Below are 19,200 nucleotides of genomic sequence, written 5' to 3' on the forward strand. Positions count from 1 at the left end.
TGTCAGTGGCGCTGGTCGGCAGGCACCGGCCACAGGCCGACCACCAGCAGCAGCAGGCCGACGGCCAGGAACGGCAACCGCGCATCGAGGGCGTAGACCAGGGTTCCGGCCAAGGGCCCAATTACCGCGCCCATGCCCTGGGCGGCACCAATGGAGCCGGCGGTGGCGCCTTGTTCGCCGGCCTGCATGGCGTTGGCCGCGAGGGCGGAGAACGCCGGGAAGACGAAACCCATGCCGAATGCGGCGACGAAGAATGCGCTCCACAGCCAGGGGGCATGGGTGGCCAGCGCCGCGGCGGCAAAGCCCAGCCCGGAAATGCTGGCGCCGATGCGGATCATCTTCGCCGGCGGCCATTCGAGCCGACGCAGGAACACCTGGGCCAGCATCAGGGCCACACCTACGCAGGTCAGCGCGATACCCGCGGCCTGGGCGGCATCTGCGGCCGCCAATTGCAGGCGATCGAGGGCGAAGAAACCGACGGCGATCTGCGACACGGTAATGCTGAGCATGGCGCTGAAGGCGACCAGCAGCGGGCGGCGCAAACGTGGATCGGACAGCCGTACCGGGCTGGGCGCGTGGACTTGGGTCAGTGGTTGGGGCTTGAGCTTGAACAGCAGCACCACGAATGCCGTGGCGGGCAACAGCGACATCGCATAGAACGGCAGGCTCAGGCTGTAGCGTGACAGCAGCGCGGCCAGCGCCGGGCCCACCACCAGGCCGACGGCGTTGGCCGCGCCCAGCGACGCCATCGCCCGTGCCCGGCGCTGGGGTTCGACATGGTCGGCGATCAGTGCGTTACCGCCGACCGGCAACGCGGCATAGAAGGCGCCGATCATGCCGCGGGCCAGCATCAGGCCGAAGAATGCCAGGGTCGCGCCCGGCAACCAGCGCAGCGCGCCGTCGATGAACAGGCACAGCACCCAGTAGGCCAGGGTGAAACCTCCGCTGCCCAGCAGCAGCACCCGGCGCCGGCCATAGCGGTCGGCCAGGCGACCCCAGGGGCGTGCCAGCATCACCCAGACCACCCCGGCCACGGTCACCGCGGCGCCGGCTTGCCAGGTGGCCATGCCCAGCAGGCGGGCGATGGGGCCGATCAGGGCGACGAAGGCCATCATCGACATGGTGCAGGCCATGTTGACCAGCATCAGCGGACGCAGGTCGAGGGTGCTGGCGGGGGTGAGTGAAGCAGGGTCCTTTGCGACGTTCATTGGGCAGTCCAGGGGGCAGTTCGGCAAAAAAGGATGCCGATGGTAGTAATAATTATTTACATGTGTCGACATCGAGGATTTGCCGGCGCTCATTCGCTCCGACGCAACGGGCCAGGCCACATGCTACGCAACACGCCGTCGCGGCGCACCAGCGCGTGCATCAGCGCCGCGCCCAGGTGCAGCATTATCGTGGCGAACAACAGGTAGCCGGCCCAGCCGTGGGCTTCTCTGAGCACGGCATACAGGCGCAGGTCGTGGGGCGCGATGGCGGGTAGCTGCAAGGGGCGAGGATAGCCGCCGGCCGACAGCATTGCCCAGCCCAGCAGCGGCATGGCCAGCATCAAGGCGTAAAGCGCCAGGTGCGAAGCCCCGGCGGCCAGGCGCTGCGCACTGGGCAGCTCGCGGGGCAGCGGTGGGTGGGGCAGGGCCAGGCGCAGGGCGATACGCAGCACCACCAATGCCAGCAGGGCCAGGCCGGTAGCCTTGTGCAGCTCGACCAACAACGGATGCCGGGGCGACAGGTCGCCGACCATGGCCACGCCAATGAACAACATGGCCAGGATCAGCGCGGCCATCAGCCAGTGCAGCAGCCGGGCCAGGGGATGGAAGGCAACAGGGTTCATGGGTGGGCTCCTTCGTTCAGCGCTTCGTGGCTACGGCGGTTGAATGACACCGAATAGGCGGCCGAGCGAGCGGCAAGGATCGGGTCGTCGGAGGGTTCGATCCCTCGGGGCAGGATCAGCGGGTCGAAGTTGAGGTCACGGCAGGCGCCTTGTTCCGGGCCATCGACCTGCTCCAGGACCAAGGTGCCGGCATCGATGGCGCGACGCTCGGCAGGCCATGGCCGGGCCGGGTCGTCCACCGGGTCGCCGGGCTCGGCGAGGGTCAGGCGCAGGGTCCAGCGCAATGGCCCCTGGGCCAGGCGTTGTTGCAGGTCGTGCTGCAGGAACTGCTTGTCGTCGACCTGGGCGGGCAGGGCGGCGAACGGCGTCTCGGGTTGCAGCGACCAGCGCACCGGATGGGGCTGGCCTTTGGCGTCGATCAGGCGAAACGCATTGATGCTGTTGTAGGCGGTGCTGGCGAAACTGTCGCTCGCCCGGTAGCCGGCCGCCCACTGGCGGAACGCCGCGCTTTCCGGGTGGGCGGCGAAGAACGCTTGCAGCCTGGCGGGGTCGGGTTTGCCGGTGGCCGGGTCCGGTGTGGCGGCCAGTACCTGTTCGTAAAAGCCTTCGGGCGTGCTCACCGCCAGCACCGTCGGGTTGTTCATGCCGGTGCGCCAGACCTGTCCGTCATCGCTGCTCAACTGGATCGCCAGGCTGCGTACCGGCACGGCAGTGTCGGGCGCGAACGGGTTGGCGCCACCAATGGCGAAGCGCCCGATCACCGGGACCCTCTGCTGGCTGAAGACCCTCGCGGTGGACAGCTGCGCGGCCTGGCCGCTGCCTTGGAAATAGCCACTGACGCACAGGCCCTTGGCGTGGTTCTTCCGATAGCCTGGATGGTGGCCGGCCTGGGCCTCGAAGGTGTCGATGATGCGCTGGGGGGTAAGCCTTGGCGCGCCGATCCAGCCGGCCGCATAGGCGAAGCCCGCACCGAGCGCTGCCAGGGTGGCGCCGATGGCGGCCAGGCGCAGGGCCTTAGCGGGGCCGTTGACGGGAGTCTGCATGTTGGAGGGTCCGCTGCTGGGGAATGAAACGGTACGACGGGGGAGAGGAAGATTTATTCCTGTGTGGGAATCCGCCCATTCGAGATGTTCGACGGTGATTTTGCTGTGGCGGCGGAATCGAGCGCCGCTCGCGCGGCGCATCGCGGATTAATCCGCTCCTACAGACACCCCCGCCTGGCAACCGCTGTAGGAGCGGATTCATCCGCGATGCGCCGTGTCAACGGCGCGCAATTTCGAGAGCACTGCAAGGCAATCGCCATGCTGGGACTTTCAAAGGGGCACAGGGAATAGATTTCGTCTTGCGCCGTCTGCCTCTTACACTGACTGCCCAGCGGGGCCCGGAACCTGACCATGCACGAACTGGACGATCAACAGTGGCGCGAGCTGCTGCAACGCCTGCGCCGCTTCGCCCTGTGGCTGACCCGCGAGCCCGGCAGCGCCGATGACCTGGTCCAGGCCACCGTTGAGCGCGCCTTGAGCCGGGGCAGTCAACAGCGCGGAGTGGACAGCCTGCGGCCCTGGCTGTTCACCATCCTCTATCGGTTGTTTCTCGACGGTAAGCGTCGCGAGCGCCTGCATGCCCGCTGGCTGGCCTGGTTCGGCCGTGGCCAGGCGGACGAACCGCTGGGGGCGAACACCGAAAGCATCGTGCTGGCCCAGGCCGACCTGCAGGCCTTCGCCAAACTCTCGGCCGAGCAGCGTGCATTGCTACTGCTGGTCAGCGTCGAAGGCCTGAGTTACAAGGAGGCCGCCGAAGCGCTCGGCATTCCCATTGGCACGGTGATGTCGCGCCTGTCGCGGGCGCGGGCCGCCCTGCGTGAACTGACCGAAGGCAAGCCCACGCCCCCGGCCTTGCGGAGACTCAAATGACCCATCTGATCCCCACCGAGCACGAGCTGCACGCCTATGTCGACGAGCGCCTGGACCCGCAACGCCGGGCCGAAGTACAGGCCTGGCTGGCGGCCAACCCCCAGGAGGCGGTACGCATTGAAGCTTGGCGCGAGGATGCCCGGCGCCTGCGTGCGGCGCTGGCCGGTTTTGGCGAACGCCCCAGCGATCCGGCCCTCGACCTGGGCCCGTTGCGCCAACGCCTGCGTCAGCGACGGCTGCGGCGGCTGGCCTCGGCGGCGGTCCTGCTGATCGCCGTCGGCCTGGGCGGGCTGGGCGGTTGGCAGGCGCGGGAGGTGACGCTGATGGCGGGTAGCCTGCCGATGGCCGACGCGGTCCAGGCCCACCGGATGTTCGTCGACGCCACCGCGCTGGATATCCAGGCCAGTGACCCGGTTCAATTGCAAGCTTGGCTGGGCCGCCATTTCAACCGTGTCGGCCAACTGCCGGACCTGGCCGGGTATGGCTTCCAGCCGGTCGGCGCGCGTCTGCTCAGCAACGAAGCGGGGCCGGCGGCCTTGCTGGTGTTCCAGGACCGCACCGGGCAGCGCATCAGCCTGTTCCTGCGCTCGCCGGGCGAGCACTTCGAGCGCATGCCCAGCGGCCAGCGCACCGAGGGGCAGCTCCAGGCGCGCTACTGGTCCCATGGCGACTACAACTTTGCCTTGGTCAGCGCCGCCGACGATGCCCGTAGCGAGCCGGTGCGCCAGGCGCTGGGCGTCAGCCTGTAAGCCATTCGAGCAGGCGCTGGCGGGCCAGCGAGCCGTCGCCGGCCCGCCAGGCCAGGTACAGCGGCAAGGGCGCGGCGACATCCCGCAGCGGCCGGAAGCACACACCCGGTTGGACGTTGGCCAGGGCTGCCGATTCTGGCAACAGCGCCACGCCAAAGCCGCAGGCGACCAGGCTGGCGACCGTTTGCAATTGCGCGGCCTCCTGCACGATCCGAGGGCTGAAGCCTGCGTCGAGGCACAACTCGAGCAGGTGCTGGTGATAGCGGCTGCCGAGGCTTCTAGGGGTGAACACGAAAGGCTCGTCGGCGAAATCGGCCAACGCGACACTGGAGGCGTCGGCACGCGGGTGGTCGGCCGGCAAGGCCAACAGCAGCGGCTCTTCGTGCCACATGTGGCGTTGCAGGCGTTCGTCGAGCTCCGGGACATCGCGCAGCACGGCCAGGTCCAGTTGCTCGTCGAGCAGCATCCGCGCCAACTGTGCCGAACTCGCCTGTTGCAGGCTCAGCTCGACGTCCGGCCATTGCTGGCGAAAGCGTTTCAGGCCGTCGAGCAACGGCGGATGGCCGGCCAGGGCCAGGCTGCCGATGCGCAGGGCGCCCGCCTGGCCTTGAGCAATACGACGCGCCTGCTGAACACCCAGTTCCAGCCCTTGCAGGGTGGCGCGGGCGGTGTCCAGCAGTTGCGTGCCCGCCGGGGTCAGCCTGACCCCACGCGAGTGGCGCTGGAACAGGATGAACCCCAGGCGCTGTTCGAGCCGGGCGATCGCCTGGCTCAGCGGTGGTTGGGCCATGTGCAGGCGTTCGGCGGCGCGGTGGAAATGCAGCTCTTCGGCAACGGCGACGAACTGGCGCAGCAGGCGGGTTTCGATCACGGCAGGCGTCCTTGGCAAGCGGCGATATCGGCGCGATATCGATGACCATGGCCAATAGTATTCAACTTTGCCTCACCTGCTGGATAGGCTCGTGGCTGGACAAGGAGAGCCTGATGCATCAAGCAAAGACTGTACTGATCACCGGTGGCGCTCGTGGCCTGGGCCTGGCCGCCGCGCGTGCGTTGGCTGAAAGTGGCGCGCAGGTGATGATCACCGACCTGGGTACCGACAACCAGGGGCGTGGTAGCGACCCTTTGGTGGTGGCCGCTGCGGCGGCGGAGCTGCGGGCCTTGGGCCTCAAGGTGGAAGGGTTGTGTCGCGACTTGGCCGACGGAGCCCAGTGTCGGGAGCTCATCGAGGCGTGCGTGGCCTGTTTTGGTAGCCTCGACGTGCTGATCCACAATGCCGGCTGGGTGGATTACCAGATGGTCGAGCAGACCACCGAGGTGTTTCTCGGGCGTGCCCTGGGTATCAATGTGCAAGCGCCCCTGTGGCTGTGCAAGCATGCCTGGCCGTACCTCAGGCAGTCGTCTGCGCCACGTATTGTGCTAGGGACTTCCGACCGTGCCATGTACCGCTGTCATGCTCGGCCGGGGCTGGCGGCGTACTCGGCAGGGAAGATGGCGCAACTGGGCCTGATGAATGCGTTGGCTGCCGAAGGCGCTCCCCATGGCATTCTGGTCAATGCCTTGTCGCCGGTCGCACGCACGCGGATGTGGGGCGAACAGGGCGAGCCGGAAGACCTCAGGCCTGAGTGGGTGGCGCCGGGGTTCGTGTTCCTGGCCTCGGCTGCCTGCAAGCTCAGCGGGTATGTGTTGCGGGCGAGCAATGGGCAGTTCCGGGCCACGCGATTCGAGGAAGGGCACGACGTGGAGTATCCGCGTGACCTGTGTGGCGTGGTGGCGCGGTCGGGGGAGGAATTGGTGGCGCATTGGGGCGAGATAACGGTGCTGGATGCCAGCTGACAAGGTGCCAGGAGCCTCACCGCAACCTTGTAGGAGCCAGCCTTGCTGGCGAACACCGGCAAGGCCGGTGCCATCCACCGCGTCGTCTGGTTCGCCGGCAAGCCGGCTCCTACACAGTGCGCGCCGAACGGAAGCTCACCGCAACCTTGTAGGAGCCAGCCTTGCTGGCGAACACCGGCAAGGCCGGTGCCATCCCTCGCGTCGCCTGGTTCGCCGGCAAGCCGGCTCCTACACAGTGCGCGCCGAACGGAAGCTCACCGCAACCTTGTAGGAGCCAGCCTTGCTGGCGAACACCGGCAAGGCCGGTGCCATCCACCGCGTCGTCTGGTTCGCCGGAAAAGCCGGCTCCTACACAGTATCAGCTCAGCTCCAGCCAGATCGGTGCATGGTCCGACGGCTTCTCCATCCCCCGCAGTTCATAATCGACCCCGGCAGCCTTCAACCTTGGCAGCAACCCCTGCGAAGCCATGATCAGGTCGATACGCAGCCCACGCTTTGGTTCGTCCTCGAAACCGCGGCTGCGGTAGTCGAACCAGCTGAAGCGGTCGGCCACCTCAGGGTTCAGGTGGCGGAAGCTGTCGACCAGCCCCCAACCCTTCAGACGCTCCATCCACTCGCGCTCCTCGGGCAGGAAGCTGCACTTGCCGGTCTTCAGCCAGCGCTTGGCGTTGTCCGCGCCGATACCGATATCGCAGTCCTGGGGCGAGATGTTCATGTCGCCCATCACCAGCACTGGCTGGCCATTCTGGAACTGGCCTTCGAGCAGCGCTTGCAGGTCGCTGTAGAAGCGCTGCTTGGCCGGGAACTTGGTGGGGTGGTCGCGGCTCTCGCCCTGGGGGAAATAGCCGTTCATCACGGTGACGGGCGTGCCGTCGCGGTCGGCGAAGGTGCCCCAGATGAAGCGGCGCTGGGCGTCTTCTTCATCGCTGGCGAAACCCTTGTGCAGCGACAGCGGTTTTTCCCGCGAGAGCAGGGCGACGCCGTAGTGGCCTTTCTGGCCGTGGTAGTGCACGTGGTAGCCGAGCGCCTCGACGTCCTTGAGCGGGAACTGATCGTCACTGACCTTGGTTTCCTGCAGGCCGATCACGTCCGGCTGGTGCTTGTCGATCAGCGCTGCCAGCTGGTGCGGGCGGGCGCGCAGGCCGTTGATGTTGAACGAGACGATCTTCATGGAAAGACGATCCTGGTAAAAGCTTCGGATGCTAGCCGACATCGCCCGCCACGGCCAGCGTGGCGCCCTTCGATTGGCGCTGCTAACGTGCTGGGGTGAGGTGAACGTTACGCAGTGGAGCACCTCCAAGGCACTGTACGCCCATTCCAGGAGGACTGCCCGCAATGCCCGACGCCACTGCCGCCCCGGCCCAAGTCAGCCTGCTTGATGCGGGTTTCGCCCGCGAAGCGCGCTCGCTGCTTTATCACGCCTACCGCCATGAGCCGACCTTCGCCTGGTTGTTCGAGGGCCAGCGGCCGGGCTACGAACGGCGCCTGAGGGTGATGGTGCGCGAGTGGGTGCGCCAGCACTTCTACCTGGAACTGCCGGCGATCGGCCTGCTGGTGGAGGATCGCCTGGTGGGGCTGGCCTTGATCGTGCCGCCGCAGCGGCGCCTGGGGGTGGCCGACAGCTGGGCCTGGCGCCTGCGCATGATCCTGGGCACCGGCTTGCGTTGCACCCGGCGCTACCTGGACTACCAGGCCGCGCTCGCCGGTTGCCTGCCTGGCGAACAGGTGCATGTGTTGCCGTTGCTGGGGGTGCATCCACAGTTCCAGGGCCAGCACTATGGCGAACAGCTCTTGCAGGCGGTGCATGACTGGTGCGCCGAGGACCCAGCCACCGATGGCGTGGTGCTGGACACCGGCAACGCCCACTACCTGGCGTTCTATCAACGCCAGGGTTATGAAGAGATCGGGGAGATTGCTGTAGGGCCAATCCGAGAGCGGGTATTCTTTCACCCGAATCCTGTGTCATCCAAGGTATCAAACCTGTGACAGGCATTTACTGACGGCTCCGTTGACTGTCCCGCTCTGGTAGCATGCGCCGCATGACGTATTCAGGAAGACTTGGCTGGGGCCTGCTGTTGTTGGCCGCCAGCTCCATGGCATGGGCCCAGAGCGAATTGCTGGTGCGGGTCAAACCCGCCAACAAGGCGCTCAAGGCCAATATCGAAGGGTATATCGGCAACCTCGGGGACCGCGATGAAGAAGCGCTGCTGCGCTTCAGCCGCGGTGCCGAGGAGCAGGCGCGCAAGGCGGCCCAGGCGCTGGGCTACTACCAGGCGCACATCGACGCCGAGGTCAAGCCGCCACCCGACAAAGACAAGCCGCCGCAACTGATCCTGCGCGTGGACCCGGGTGAGCCGGTGCGCCTGCGCAACGTGACCGTGCGCATCGAAGGGCCGGCCAGCGAGCTCAAGGCGTTCCGTATTCCGGACAGCAAAGCGCTGCGCCCGGGTGAACAGCTCAATCATGGTCACTACGAGGATGCCAAGCGGCTGATCCAGAACCAGGCGTCGCGCTATGGTTTCTTTGCCGGCCACTTCGAGCGCCAGCGCCTGGCGGTCGATCCGCAGGCCGGCGTGGCCGATATCGAACTCATCTACCAGAGCGGCCCGCGCTATCGCCTGGGGGCGGTGACCTTTGGTGGCGATGCGCCGCTGGACAACGACCTGCTGCAGCGCATGGTGTCGTTCAAACCTGGCACGCCGTACGACTCCGAACTGATCGCCGAACTCAACAACGACCTGCAATCGAGCGGCTATTTCGAAGGGGTTCGTGTCGATGCGGCGCCGACTGCCGCAGTCGGCGAGGACATCCCGGTAGCTGTCCAGCTGGACATTCGCAAGCCGCGCACCATGGGGCTTGGCCTGGGCTTCTCGACGGACGTCGGCCCGCGCGGCAAGGCCAACTGGACCCGCCACTGGGTCAACCCGCAAGGCCACAGCTATGGCTGGGAAACCGAACTGTCCGCCCCCCGGCAGAACGTCGGGTTGTGGTACGACATTCCCCTGGATCCACCCCTGACCGACAAGCTGCGTTTCGCCGGCGGCTACCAGAACGAAGAGCTTGCCGGCACCGACACCCTGAGCAAGCTGCTCACCGTCGGCCCCGAGTGGCACAGCAAGCTGGCCAGCGGCTGGCAGCGGGTGATTTCATTGAAGTACCAGCGTGAAGAATATCGCCTGGGCGATGATTCGGGGCTGAGCAACCTGCTGATGCCCGGCGTCAGCTTCTCCTACCTGCGCAGTGACAACCGTATCGACCCGCACAACGGCTATCGTCTGCAGTTCGACTTGCAGGCCGCCAAGGAAGGCCTGGGCTCGGACACCAACCTGGTGCACGGCAACGTGCTGCTCAAGGGCCTGACCACCCTAGGGCAGAACCACCGCTTCCTGGGGCGCGTGCAGTTCGGCGGCAGCGCCACCAATGGCTACCAGCAGAACATCCCGCCATCGCTGCGCTTCTTCGCCGGTGGTGACCAGAGCGTGCGTGGCTACGACTACCAGTCGCTGTCGCCGACCAACAACAAGGGTGACAAGATCGGTGGCCGTTATCTGGTGGCGGGCAGTGCCGAGTATCAGTACTCGGTTGCCGAGAAATGGCGCCTGGCGACGTTCATCGACCAGGGCAACTCGTTCAACTCGCTGGAACTGCCCAGCCTCAAGACGGGCGTCGGGGTCGGCGTGCGCTGGGTCTCGCCGGTCGGGCCGTTGCGCCTGGACCTGGCCCATGCGCTGGACGACGATGGCGGGTTCCGTTTGCACTTCTCCATGGGGCCTGAACTGTGACGCGCGTGCTCAAATCCATTCTCCTGGGCCTGTTGGCGCTGTTGCTGCTGCTTGCCCTGGCGCTGGGCCTGGTACTGGGCACCCAGGCCGGCAGCCGCTGGGTGCTGGGGCTGGTCCCAGGGTTGCAGGTCGACGACTTCGATGGTCGTCTGGGGGGCGCCTGGCAAGCCAGCCATCTGCGTTGGGCAGATGGCGACAACCGTGTGGAACTGCTGGCGCCGCAACTGAGCTGGTCGCCTGCGTGTCTGCTGCGGGCAACCCTTTGCATCGAGCGCTTGCGGGCTGAGCGCGTCGACATGGCCTTCGCCCCAGGCGAGGCGCAGGCCGATAACGGTCCGCTGAAGCTGCCGGCCTTGCGCCTGCCGCTGGCTATCGAAGTGGGGGAGGTCAAGGTGGGCCAGTTGCGCCTGGACGGTGACGACCTGCTCGGTGACCTGCTGCTGGTTGCGCATTGGACCCGCGCGGGGCTTCAGGTAGACAGCCTGCAAGTGCGCCGCGACGACCTGCACCTTGACCTCAAAGGCCTGCTGCAACCGGAAGGGGACTGGCCTGTACAGTTGCAAGGCTCTGTGCAATTGCCCACCGTCGACGGCAAGGCCTGGCAGCTGGACCTCAATGCCAAGGGGGAATTGCAGAAGACACTAACCCTGGACGCCACCAGCCGCGGCTTCCTCGACGCCCACCTCACGGGGGAGCTGCAAGCCCTGGCCGAGCATCTGCCTGCCAGCGTCAGTATTCGCGCCGATGGCTTCAAACCGGCCGGCACGTTGCCCGACACCCTGCAGTTGAATCAACTTCGCCTGGACGCCCAGGGTGACCTGCTCAAGGGCTACCAGCTGTCCGGGGCCGCCAGCCTGCCCGCCGAGCAGGGGGCGATCGGCCTGGCGCTGGGCGGCAAGGTCGATGCCAAAGGGGCCCGTCTCGATGCTCTGGACCTCAACGCCAGCGACACCCAGCGCTTGAAACTGCAGGCCAGTGCCGACTGGCAGCAAGGCCTGAGCGCCGACGCCACCCTCGACTGGCTGGACTTCCCCTGGTTACGTCTCTACCCCCTGGAGCAGCCGCCTCAGGTCGTACTAAAGCGGTTCAATGCCCAGGTGCAGTATCGCGACGGCAACTACAAGGGTACCTTCAGCAGCGATCTCGATGGCCCGGCCGGCGCATTCAAGCTGGCCAGCCCGTTCGAGGGCGATCTGGCCCAGGTTCGCTTGCCGCAGCTGGCCTTGAGCGCGGGGCAGGGCAAGGCGGGCGGCAGCGTCGCATTGCGCTTTGCCGACACCCTGGCCTGGGATGTCGACCTGCAACTGTCGGCGCTCGATCCGGCCTACTGGCTGGCGGAGCTGCCCGGCACCCTGGCTGGGCCGCTGCGCAGCCAGGGCGAATTGAAGAACGAACAGCTCAAGCTCAAGGCGCAACTCGACCTCAAGGGCCGTCTGCGCGGTCAACCAGCGCTGCTCAAGGTCGACGCCGATGGCGCAGGTGACAACTGGACACTGGGCAGCCTGGCCGTGCAGTTGGGCGACAACCGCATCAACGGCAGCGGCAGCCTGCAGCAGCGTCTGGCAGGGCGGATCGACCTCGATCTGCCGCGCCTTGGCCAGCTCTGGCCGCAGTTGCAGGGGCAGGCCAAGGGGCGCCTGGATGTCAGTGGCACCCTGGCCGCGCCACAAGGCACCCTGGTGTTGCAGGGGCAGCAGTTGGCGCAGGCCGACAACCGCGTGCAGCGGCTCGACCTGGAGGCGCGGTTGGACAGCGCCCAGCGCGGGCTTGTCACGCTCAAGGCTGGCAACATCCGCCTGGGCGACACCGCCTTGGGCACCCTCGATGTGCAAGGCAAGGGCGATGCCCGCCAGCAGGCCGCGACCCTGGCCCTGGACGGCCCGCAGCTCAAGCTCGACCTGGCCCTGGATGGCGCCTTGAGTAAAGGGGATTGGCGCGGGCGCCTGGCCAGTGGCCGGATCCAGGCCGGTGGCCAGGACTGGCAATTGCAGGCGCCCGCGCGTCTGCAGCGCCTGGCCAGCGGCCAGCTGGACTTTGGCGCGCACTGCTGGCGTTCGGGCCAGGCCAGCCTGTGCGGCGAGGACCAGCGCCTGGCTCCGGAGCCGCGCCTGCGCTACCACCTCAAGCAGTTCCCGCTGGACAGCCTGGCGCAGTGGCTGCCCAAGGACTTCGCCTGGCAGGGGTTGCTCAACGCCGACATCAACCTTGACATACCCGCCAGCGGGCCCAAGGGCAGCGTCCGTGTCGACGCCAGCGCGGGCACCTTGCGCGTGCGTGACAAGGGGCGCTGGATCGACTTCCCGTATCAAGTGCTGCGCCTGGACAGCAACCTTGCGCCACGCCGGGTCGACACCCGCCTGGACTTCCGTGGCGAGCGCCTGGGCGAACTGACCCTCGACACCCGGCTCGACCCCCTGGGCCGCAACAAACCGTTGTCCGGTGAGTTCCGCCTGGCCGGCCTGGACCTGGCGATTGCCCGGCCGTTCCTGCCGATGGTCGAGCGTCTGGCTGGCCAGCTCAATGGCAGCGGGCGCCTGGCGGGCAGCCTGCTGGCGCCGCAGGTCAACGGCACCCTGGCCTTGACCGGCGGTGAAGTCAGTGGTGCCGAATTGCCCGTCAGCCTGCAAGATCTTTCACTGCGCGCGTTGATCGCGGGTGAGCAGGTCCAGCTCAGCGGTGACTGGCGCAGTGGCGATACCGGGCGTGGGCAATTGGCTGGCCAGATGACCTGGGGGCAAGTGCTGGCCATGGACCTGCGCCTGCAGGGGCAGCAGCTGCCGGTCAGTGTCGAGCCTTACGCGGCGCTGGAAGTCGCTCCGGACCTGACCATTCGCCTGGTTGACGACAAACTCGCAATCACCGGCAAGGTACGGGTGCCCAAGGGCAAGATCACCGTGCGCGAATTGCCACCTTCGACAGTCAAAGTTTCGGACGACACCGTGATCGTCGGGCACCAGGCCGAGGAGGGCAAGCCGCCCATGGCGATGGCCATGGACATCGATGTCGAGGTGGGCAGTGACAAACTGGCGTTCAGCGGATTCGGCCTGAGCGCCAACGTGCTTGGCCACGTGCATATCGGCGACAATCTCGACACCCGCGGCGAACTGAGCCTGGCCGATGGGCGCTACCGCGCCTATGGCCAGAACCTCATCATTCGCAGGGCGCGGTTGCTGTTCGCCGGCCCGATCGACCAGCCGTACCTGGATATCGAGGCCATTCGCAAGGTGGACGATGTGATCGCCGGCATCCGCCTGAGCGGCAGCGCCGAACAACCCACCACGAAGGTGTTCTCCGAGCCTGCGATGAGCCAGGAGCAAGCCTTGTCGTACCTGGTGCTGGGCAGGCCGCTGAACAGCACGGGCGAGGACAGCAACAGGATGGCCGAGGCGGCACTGGGGTTGGGGCTGGTGGGGGCCGAGGGGCTGACGGCGGGCCTGGCGTCGAACCTGGGCATCGATGACTTCCAGCTGGACACCCAGGGCGCGGGCAACACCACCAGCGTGGTCGCCAGCGGCAACCTGACCGAACGCCTGAGCCTGCGATACGGCGTGGGGGTGTTCGAGCCCGCCAATACCATCGCTTTGCGCTACAAGCTGAGCAAGAAGGTCTACCTGGAGGCCGCTAGCGGCCTGGCCAGCTCGCTGGATATCTTCTACAAGCGCGACTTCTGACAGCACGCCGACATCCTCACCGTCCTTGGCGGCCGGTGAGGATGTTTCCGGCCGTGTTCTGCTTCGGCGATCCTTTTGACCATGCCTTGATCCTGTCCTTGGATCTTCCAGCGCTGCTGGGCGCTCAGCGAGCGTGGTGCTCCTGACGACGAATGTTGCCGATCTGTCGCAAGCTCAATCCGTACTTGTCAGCCAGCAGGCTGCGGGACAGGCCGTCCGCGCTTTCCCTCTGGATCTGTTGGTTGCGCAGCTGGCGTTGGAAATGGTCGGCCTTGGGGATCTCCAGGGCGATGCCTGCGAAGCGCTCGATCAGCGCGTCAAGTGCTTCGGCTGGCAGGACGTCGGCCAGTTTGGTGCGCTCGCGATGCTTGGGGATGTACTTCGGGCGGCCCCCAAAAGCACAGGTCAGGTGATAGGCATTCTCGATGCCGATGCATTCGATCAGCGATTGCAGGGAGTGGGGCAGCTGGCTTGTTTCGATGTTGTTGAGATCTGGCATTTCCATGCAGGCATTCCTTCTGCTGAATCTTGTTGTCATGACGCTTGACCGTCTATGGCAAGTGTCGAGGTTGCCACTGAGTGGCTTGGCTCGATTTTCAGACAGCTCCAGAAAGTGCCGCTAGGCGCGAAGCGGAACGGGGGTTGTAGCCTCAGCGCATTGCCAATTGCGGGCAGTCGCCAAAATCGATGTAGGAAATTACTTCGCCCTTGCTCTGCAGGCCCCAAAAATCCTAGAGAAGGCCTTCCATGGTGGCACTCTGGGTGCATATGTATAGGGGTAATATTGCCAATGCACTACTTGCCCAACGGGCACCCAGATGCTGTGCTCGATAGCGTGTAAGGGAAATGGTTCGTGGCAGGAATGTCAGCGTAGGAAAAAGTAGCGCGGTATCATGGCGTCGGCTCCGCGGGAGCCTCATGTCCCCGATGTCGCAAGGAAATTCCGATGACACATGTGCAGCGCCTGAAATATTCGATCCTGATCATCCTGGTAGTCCTGGGCATCATGCTCGGCCTGAGTTACCTGCAGAAGCAGGGCACTATCAGCGAGCAGACGTTCCAGTACATCGCCATCGCCATTGCGGTCGTGGTGGTGGTGATCAACGGGATCCTCCGGCGCAAGGTCAAACCCTGAGGCGAACGGGCCGGCGGTCCTGGCCGGCCAGGCGCTCAGCGTGCGGCCGGCAGCTCGAGCACGGCCCGAGCCTGGGCTTCGAGGCTGTAGCACTTGTCGCTGCCCAGGCTGATGACGCCCTCGGCGCACAAGCGCTTGAGCACTTCGCGCACGCTCAGGAACGACAGGGGAATATCCAGCTGCTCGAGCTGCGCATGCACGCCGCGCACGCCAATGCTGCGGCCGTCGCGGGCTGCGCTGTGCAAGGCGTCGATGACCTTGAGGCGGATCAGGCTGGTGCGTAGGCCATAGGTTCGCAACAGCTCGCGGATCTGCTCGTTGCCGACGCGTTCTTCCTGCCCGCCGGGTGCCTGGACCGGGCCGTGCGGTGTCTGCAGGGAGGGTTGCGGGTTGTACATGCGAATGCTCCTTTTCGTGGACTGTCCCGAAATCATGAGTGCCTCACTACTTAAGACGAATGAGAACGGGAAAACTGCAATCCCCGTGGAAAAAAATCTGACACGCCTTGTTCAAGACGTTGCAACCCGCCACGGGGCGTAAAATTTTCATCCGGCTTTTCGTCTGATCGGGATAACCCCGATTGCACGAGGAGTGCTTGTGATCTCTCTTTCGCGTCCCCTGTTCCACCTCGGGCTGGCCACCCTGTTGGTCGGCACCAGCCTGGCCGGCCAGGCGCGGGAGGCTGCCGGTGAAGCCTCCGCGCAGATTCGCCGGACCAGCTTCGGCGTGCCGCATATCCTCGCCAAGGATGAACGTGGCCTGGGCTACGGCATCGGCTATGCCTATGCCCAGGACAATCTCTGCCTGCTGGCCAATGAAGTGTTGACGGTCAATGGTGAGCGTTCGCGTTACTTCGGCGCCCAGGCAAAGACCGTGGAGCTGCGTGAAAACCTCGCCAGCGACCTGTTCTTTACCTGGCTTAACAACCCGCAGGCGGTCAATGGTTTCCTTCAGGCGCAGCCCAGCGCCGTGCGCGACCTGCTCGAAGGCTATGCGCTTGGCTACAACCGTGCCTTGGGCGAACGGCGAGCGCAGGGCCTGCCCGCCGAATGTGGAAAAGGCGATTGGGTACGGCCGATCACCAGCCTCGATCTGGTCAAACTGACCCGCCGCTTGCTCGCCGAGGGCGGGGTAGGGCAGTTCGCCGAAGCCGTGGTGGCTGCCACGCCGCCGAAGCTGGCGGCGCAACGCCCGACGGTCAATTACAGCGTGGCCTTGGCGCGGCAGGCGGCGTTTGCCGCGGAGCGCGGCAGCAACGCGGTTGCCGTCGGTGCCGAGCGGTCGGCCAACGGTCGTGGCCTGATGCTGGCCAACCCACATTTCCCATGGGTGGGCGGGCTGCGTTTCTACCAGATGCAATTGACCATTCCCGGTCAACTGGACGTGATGGGGGCGGCATTGCCTGGGCTGCCGGTGGTCAACATCGGTTTCAACCGGCACCTGGCCTGGACCCACACGGTCGACACGTCCAAGCATTTCACGCTCTATCGCCTGCAGCTCGACCCGAAGGATGCGACGCGCTACCTGCTGGACGGCCAGTCGCTGCCGCTCGAACGGCAGATGCTGAGCGTCACGGTCAAGGGAGAGGATGGCACGTTGGGCCAGGTCGAGCGGCCGGTCTACCTGTCGAAATTCGGCCCGGTGGTGCAATGGCCTGGTCGGCTGGACTGGGATCGCCAGGCCGCCTACAGCCTGCGTGACGCCAACCTGGACAACACCCGGGTGCTTGAGCAGTGGTACCGGATCAACCGCGCCGACAGCCTGGACGCCTTGAAGGGCAGCATCGGGCAGTTGCAGGGCATTCCCTGGGTCAACACCCTGGCGGTGGACAGTGCGGGGCGCACGGTATACCTGAACCAGTCGGTGGTGCCCTATGTAGACCAGGCCTTGCTGACACAGTGCAGCAACCCCCAGGCCTCCGGCCCGCTGGTGGTGCTGGATGGCTCGCGAACGGCCTGCCAGTGGAAGGTCGATGCACAAGCCGCCCAGCCCGGTATCTTCCCGGCTCGCCTGCTGCCGAGCCTGGAACGTGGCGATTTCGTGCAGAACTCCAATGATTCCGCCTGGATGGCCAACCCGGCGCAGCCATTGACGGGCTTCTCGCCCTTGGTCAGCCGCGATGACCAGCCGCTGGGCATGCGCAGCCGATTTGCACTTGAGCGCCTGAAAGGGGCCGCGAAGGTGGATGCCAGCGCGCTACAGCGCATGGTCTTCGATGACGAGGTCTATCTGGCCAGCCTGTTGCTGCCGGACCTGCTGCAATGGTGCGCGGGCGCGAAGGCCGACGTGCAACCGGTGTGCGCCAGCCTCCAGGCCTGGAACGGCAAGGCGGACCTGGACAGCGGTATTGGGCTGGTCCACTTCACCAACATCCTTAATGCACTGGCGCAGCATCCACAAAGCTGGCGTGTGCCCTTCAACCCGGCAGACCCGCAGCACACGCCGCGTGGGCTGGCGGTGGAGCAGGCAGCGGTCGGCAAGCTGCTGCGCGAGGCGGCGCTGGCCTCGCAGGAACAGGTCGGCAAGTCGGGTATCGGCGCCGATCAGCGCTGGGGGCAGATCCAGCAGGCGGCCGATGGCACGCCGGTGCCGGGTGGCCCGCAGGCTTTGGGGGTTTACAACGCGATGGTCAGCGTGCCAGTGGGGCCTGGCAAGCGCCTGGTGGTGAGTGGTTCGAGCTATCTGCAGGTGGTCAGCTTCACCGAGCAGGGGCCGCAGGCCCAGGGGTTGCTGGCGTTTTCGCTGTCGAGCGAGGCGGCATCGCAGCATGCGGGTGATCAGACGCGCGCATTCGCGGCCAAGCAGCTGGCACCGATTCCTTTTACCGAGATGCAGATCAAGGCGGATCCGCAGTACCGGCAGTATGTGATCAGCGAGCGTGACAAGGCTGCGGTGGCGAGCAACGGTCAGTAGCCTTGGCCCGGCAAAGCCGGGCATCGCCAGCAAGGCTGGCTCCTACGGGGATCGTTGTAGGAGCCAGCCTTGCTGGCGAACAACTGGCACCGGCCGAGCTCAGGAAAACTCGAACGGTGCCAGCTGGAAGCCCTGTTCATCCACCTGCAGTGCCCAACCGCGCCTGTCCCAGTCCCCCAGCACGATACGTCGCGCCGGTTGACCATCGATCACCAGCTTGTGGATCGCCGGGCGGTGGGTGTGGCCGTGCACCAAGGTGCGAACGCCGTGCGCCGCCATCACCTTCGGTACTTCGTCCGGGGTGACATCGACGATTTCGGTGTTCTTCATGCGGGTCTGCGACTTGCTCTCGCTGCGCAGCTTGCGCGCCAGCTTCTGGCGCGTGGACAACGGCAGATGCCGCAGGATCCACAGGCTCAGCGGGTTGCGCAGGTAGCGGCGCAGCTTCATGTAGCCGACATCGCGGGTGCACAGCGTGTCGCCATGCATCAGCAACACGGCTTCGCCACCCAGTTCGATCACGCTCGGGTCGTCCAGCAAGGTGCAGCCGGCGGCTTGGCAGAACGCCTGGCCGATGAGGAAGTCGCGATTGCCGTGCATCAGGTAGATCGTCGTGCCACTGTCGCTCAGCTGGCGCAGGGCCTGGCAGATCGACCGCTGGAACGGCGTCATGGCATCGTCGCCGATCCAGGCCTCGAAGAAGTCGCCGAGGATGTACAGCGCCTTGGCGTGGCGCGCGCGGCCGTCGAGCAGATCAAGAAACGCCCGGGTGATGTCCGGGCGTTCTTCTTGCAGGTGCAGATCGGAGATCAGCAGTATCACTCAATGATCTCGGCTTTCTCGATGATCACGTCGTCCTTCGGTACGTCCTGGTGGCCGGCCTTGGAACCGGTGGACACGCCTTCGATGGCGTCGACGACTTCACGGCCTTCGATCACTTCGCCGAATACCGCGTAGCCCCAGCCCTGCACGTTCTTGCCGCTGTGGTTGAGGAAGTCGTTGTTGCTGGCGTTGATGAAGAACTGCGCGGAGGCCGAGTGCGGCTCCATGGTGCGGGCCATGGCGATGGTGTACTTGGCGTTTTTCAGGCCGTTGTCAGCTTCGTTCTGGATGCTGGCGCGGGTTTTCTTCTGGCTCATGCCTGGCTCGAAGCCGCCGCCCTGGATCATGAAGCCCTTGATCACGCGGTGGAACACGGTGCCATCGTAATGGCCTTCCTTGACGTACTGGACAAAGTTCTCGGTGGTCAGCGGGGCTTTTTCGGCGTCCAGTTGCAGGACGATGTCGCCGTGGTTGGTGCTCAGTTTGACTTTGGACATGCTTAAGTTCGCTCTCAAGGCATCGGGAATAGGGTGCGCCCAAGTTGTACC

At 65.7% G+C, this 19,200-nt stretch carries 17 protein-coding genes; 8 read left to right on the top strand and 9 right to left on the bottom strand.

The features are described 5' to 3' along the window. Positions 1-2: 2 nt before the first annotated feature. From PSEEN_RS09620 to PSEEN_RS09630, 3 genes are all read right to left on the bottom strand, one after another. Positions 3-1,208, bottom strand: coding sequence for an MFS transporter (locus PSEEN_RS09620; RefSeq protein ID WP_011533301.1), 1,206 nt, complete (start codon positions 1,206-1,208; stop codon positions 3-5). Positions 1,209-1,297: 89 nt separating this feature from the next. After that, complete coding sequence (locus PSEEN_RS09625; protein WP_011533302.1) at positions 1,298-1,831, bottom strand: cytochrome b; 534 nt, start codon at positions 1,829-1,831, stop codon at positions 1,298-1,300. Beyond that, a complete protein-coding gene (locus PSEEN_RS09630) occupies positions 1,828-2,874 on the bottom strand; it encodes a catalase family peroxidase (protein ID WP_011533303.1) in 1,047 nt (348 codons plus the stop codon). Before PSEEN_RS09630 ends, PSEEN_RS09625 begins: the two co-directional genes overlap by 4 nt. Before the next feature lie 351 nt (positions 2,875-3,225). Here PSEEN_RS09630 and PSEEN_RS09635 point away from each other — a divergent pair, with 351 nt between their 5' ends. Together PSEEN_RS09635 and PSEEN_RS09640 are read left to right on the top strand one after the other, a co-directional pair. After that, positions 3,226-3,744 carry a sigma-70 family RNA polymerase sigma factor gene (locus PSEEN_RS09635; protein WP_011533304.1) on the top strand — a complete coding sequence of 173 codons (519 nt, stop codon included), beginning with the start codon at positions 3,226-3,228 and terminating at the stop codon, positions 3,742-3,744. Further along, entirely contained in the window at positions 3,741-4,493 is a 753-nt protein-coding gene (locus PSEEN_RS09640; RefSeq protein WP_011533305.1) for an anti-sigma factor family protein, read from the top strand. The genes PSEEN_RS09635 and PSEEN_RS09640 overlap by 4 nt, the downstream gene beginning before the upstream one ends. Here the strand turns inward: PSEEN_RS09640 and PSEEN_RS09645 are convergent. Continuing rightward, on the bottom strand, positions 4,483-5,364 hold the full coding sequence (locus tag PSEEN_RS09645) for a LysR substrate-binding domain-containing protein (RefSeq protein ID WP_011533306.1): 882 nt from the start codon (positions 5,362-5,364) through the stop codon (positions 4,483-4,485). The genes PSEEN_RS09640 and PSEEN_RS09645 overlap by 11 nt on opposite strands. A gap of 113 nt (positions 5,365-5,477) precedes the next feature. Between PSEEN_RS09645 and PSEEN_RS09650 the strand changes: the two genes are divergently transcribed. Further along, entirely contained in the window at positions 5,478-6,329 is an 852-nt protein-coding gene (locus PSEEN_RS09650; protein WP_011533307.1) for an SDR family NAD(P)-dependent oxidoreductase, read from the top strand. 358 nt (positions 6,330-6,687) lie between these two features. On the opposite strand, the gene xthA is transcribed toward PSEEN_RS09650, so the two are convergent. Next, positions 6,688-7,500, bottom strand: a complete 813-nt coding sequence (gene xthA / locus PSEEN_RS09655) for an exodeoxyribonuclease III (protein ID WP_011533308.1) — start codon at positions 7,498-7,500, stop codon at positions 6,688-6,690. Positions 7,501-7,664: 164 nt separating this feature from the next. Between xthA and PSEEN_RS09660 the strand changes: the two genes are divergently transcribed. The 3 genes from PSEEN_RS09660 to PSEEN_RS09670 are packed head-to-tail and all read left to right on the top strand — an operon-like array spanning position 7,665 to position 13,782. Continuing rightward, positions 7,665-8,315, top strand: a complete 651-nt coding sequence (locus tag PSEEN_RS09660; protein ID WP_011533309.1) for a GNAT family N-acetyltransferase — start codon at positions 7,665-7,667, stop codon at positions 8,313-8,315. Between the two features lie 53 nt (positions 8,316-8,368). Next, positions 8,369-10,111 (top strand): autotransporter assembly complex protein TamA, encoded by a 1,743-nt coding sequence (locus PSEEN_RS09665; RefSeq protein WP_011533310.1) that lies wholly within the window; start codon positions 8,369-8,371, stop codon positions 10,109-10,111. Continuing rightward, positions 10,108-13,782: a translocation/assembly module TamB domain-containing protein gene (locus PSEEN_RS09670; protein ID WP_011533311.1), complete on the top strand. Its 3,675-nt coding sequence runs from the start codon at positions 10,108-10,110 to the stop codon at positions 13,780-13,782. The genes PSEEN_RS09665 and PSEEN_RS09670 overlap by 4 nt, the downstream gene beginning before the upstream one ends. Positions 13,783-13,906: 124 nt before the next feature. Here PSEEN_RS09670 and PSEEN_RS09675 read toward each other — a convergent pair whose 3' ends face one another. Then, the gene (locus PSEEN_RS09675; RefSeq protein ID WP_011533312.1) at positions 13,907-14,287 is read right to left on the bottom strand and encodes a Mor transcription activator family protein; all 381 of its coding nucleotides are present in this window, start codon (positions 14,285-14,287) and stop codon (positions 13,907-13,909) included. Positions 14,288-14,728: 441 nt separating this feature from the next. Between PSEEN_RS09675 and PSEEN_RS09680 the strand changes: the two genes are divergently transcribed. Then, on the top strand, positions 14,729-14,917 hold the full coding sequence (locus tag PSEEN_RS09680) for a hypothetical protein (protein WP_011533313.1): 189 nt from the start codon (positions 14,729-14,731) through the stop codon (positions 14,915-14,917). A gap of 35 nt (positions 14,918-14,952) precedes the next feature. Here PSEEN_RS09680 and PSEEN_RS09685 read toward each other — a convergent pair whose 3' ends face one another. Then, a complete protein-coding gene (locus PSEEN_RS09685; protein ID WP_011533314.1) occupies positions 14,953-15,315 on the bottom strand; it encodes a hypothetical protein in 363 nt (120 codons plus the stop codon). A gap of 199 nt (positions 15,316-15,514) precedes the next feature. Between PSEEN_RS09685 and pvdQ the strand changes: the two genes are divergently transcribed. Further along, entirely contained in the window at positions 15,515-17,830 is a 2,316-nt protein-coding gene (gene pvdQ, locus PSEEN_RS09690) for a bifunctional acylase PvdQ (RefSeq protein WP_011533315.1), read from the top strand. Positions 17,831-17,929: 99 nt separating this feature from the next. Here the strand turns inward: pvdQ and lpxH are convergent, their stop codons facing one another. Together lpxH and PSEEN_RS09700 are read right to left on the bottom strand one after the other, a co-directional pair. Further along, positions 17,930-18,652, bottom strand: coding sequence for a UDP-2,3-diacylglucosamine diphosphatase (lpxH, locus tag PSEEN_RS09695; RefSeq protein WP_011533316.1), 723 nt, complete (start codon positions 18,650-18,652; stop codon positions 17,930-17,932). Further along, positions 18,649-19,149, bottom strand: a complete 501-nt coding sequence (locus PSEEN_RS09700; protein WP_011533317.1) for a peptidylprolyl isomerase — start codon at positions 19,147-19,149, stop codon at positions 18,649-18,651. Before PSEEN_RS09700 ends, lpxH begins: the two co-directional genes overlap by 4 nt. Positions 19,150-19,200 lie beyond the last annotated feature (51 nt).

The organism is Pseudomonas entomophila L48 (assembly GCF_000026105.1).
GTDB lineage: Bacteria > Pseudomonadota > Gammaproteobacteria > Pseudomonadales > Pseudomonadaceae > Aquipseudomonas > Aquipseudomonas entomophila.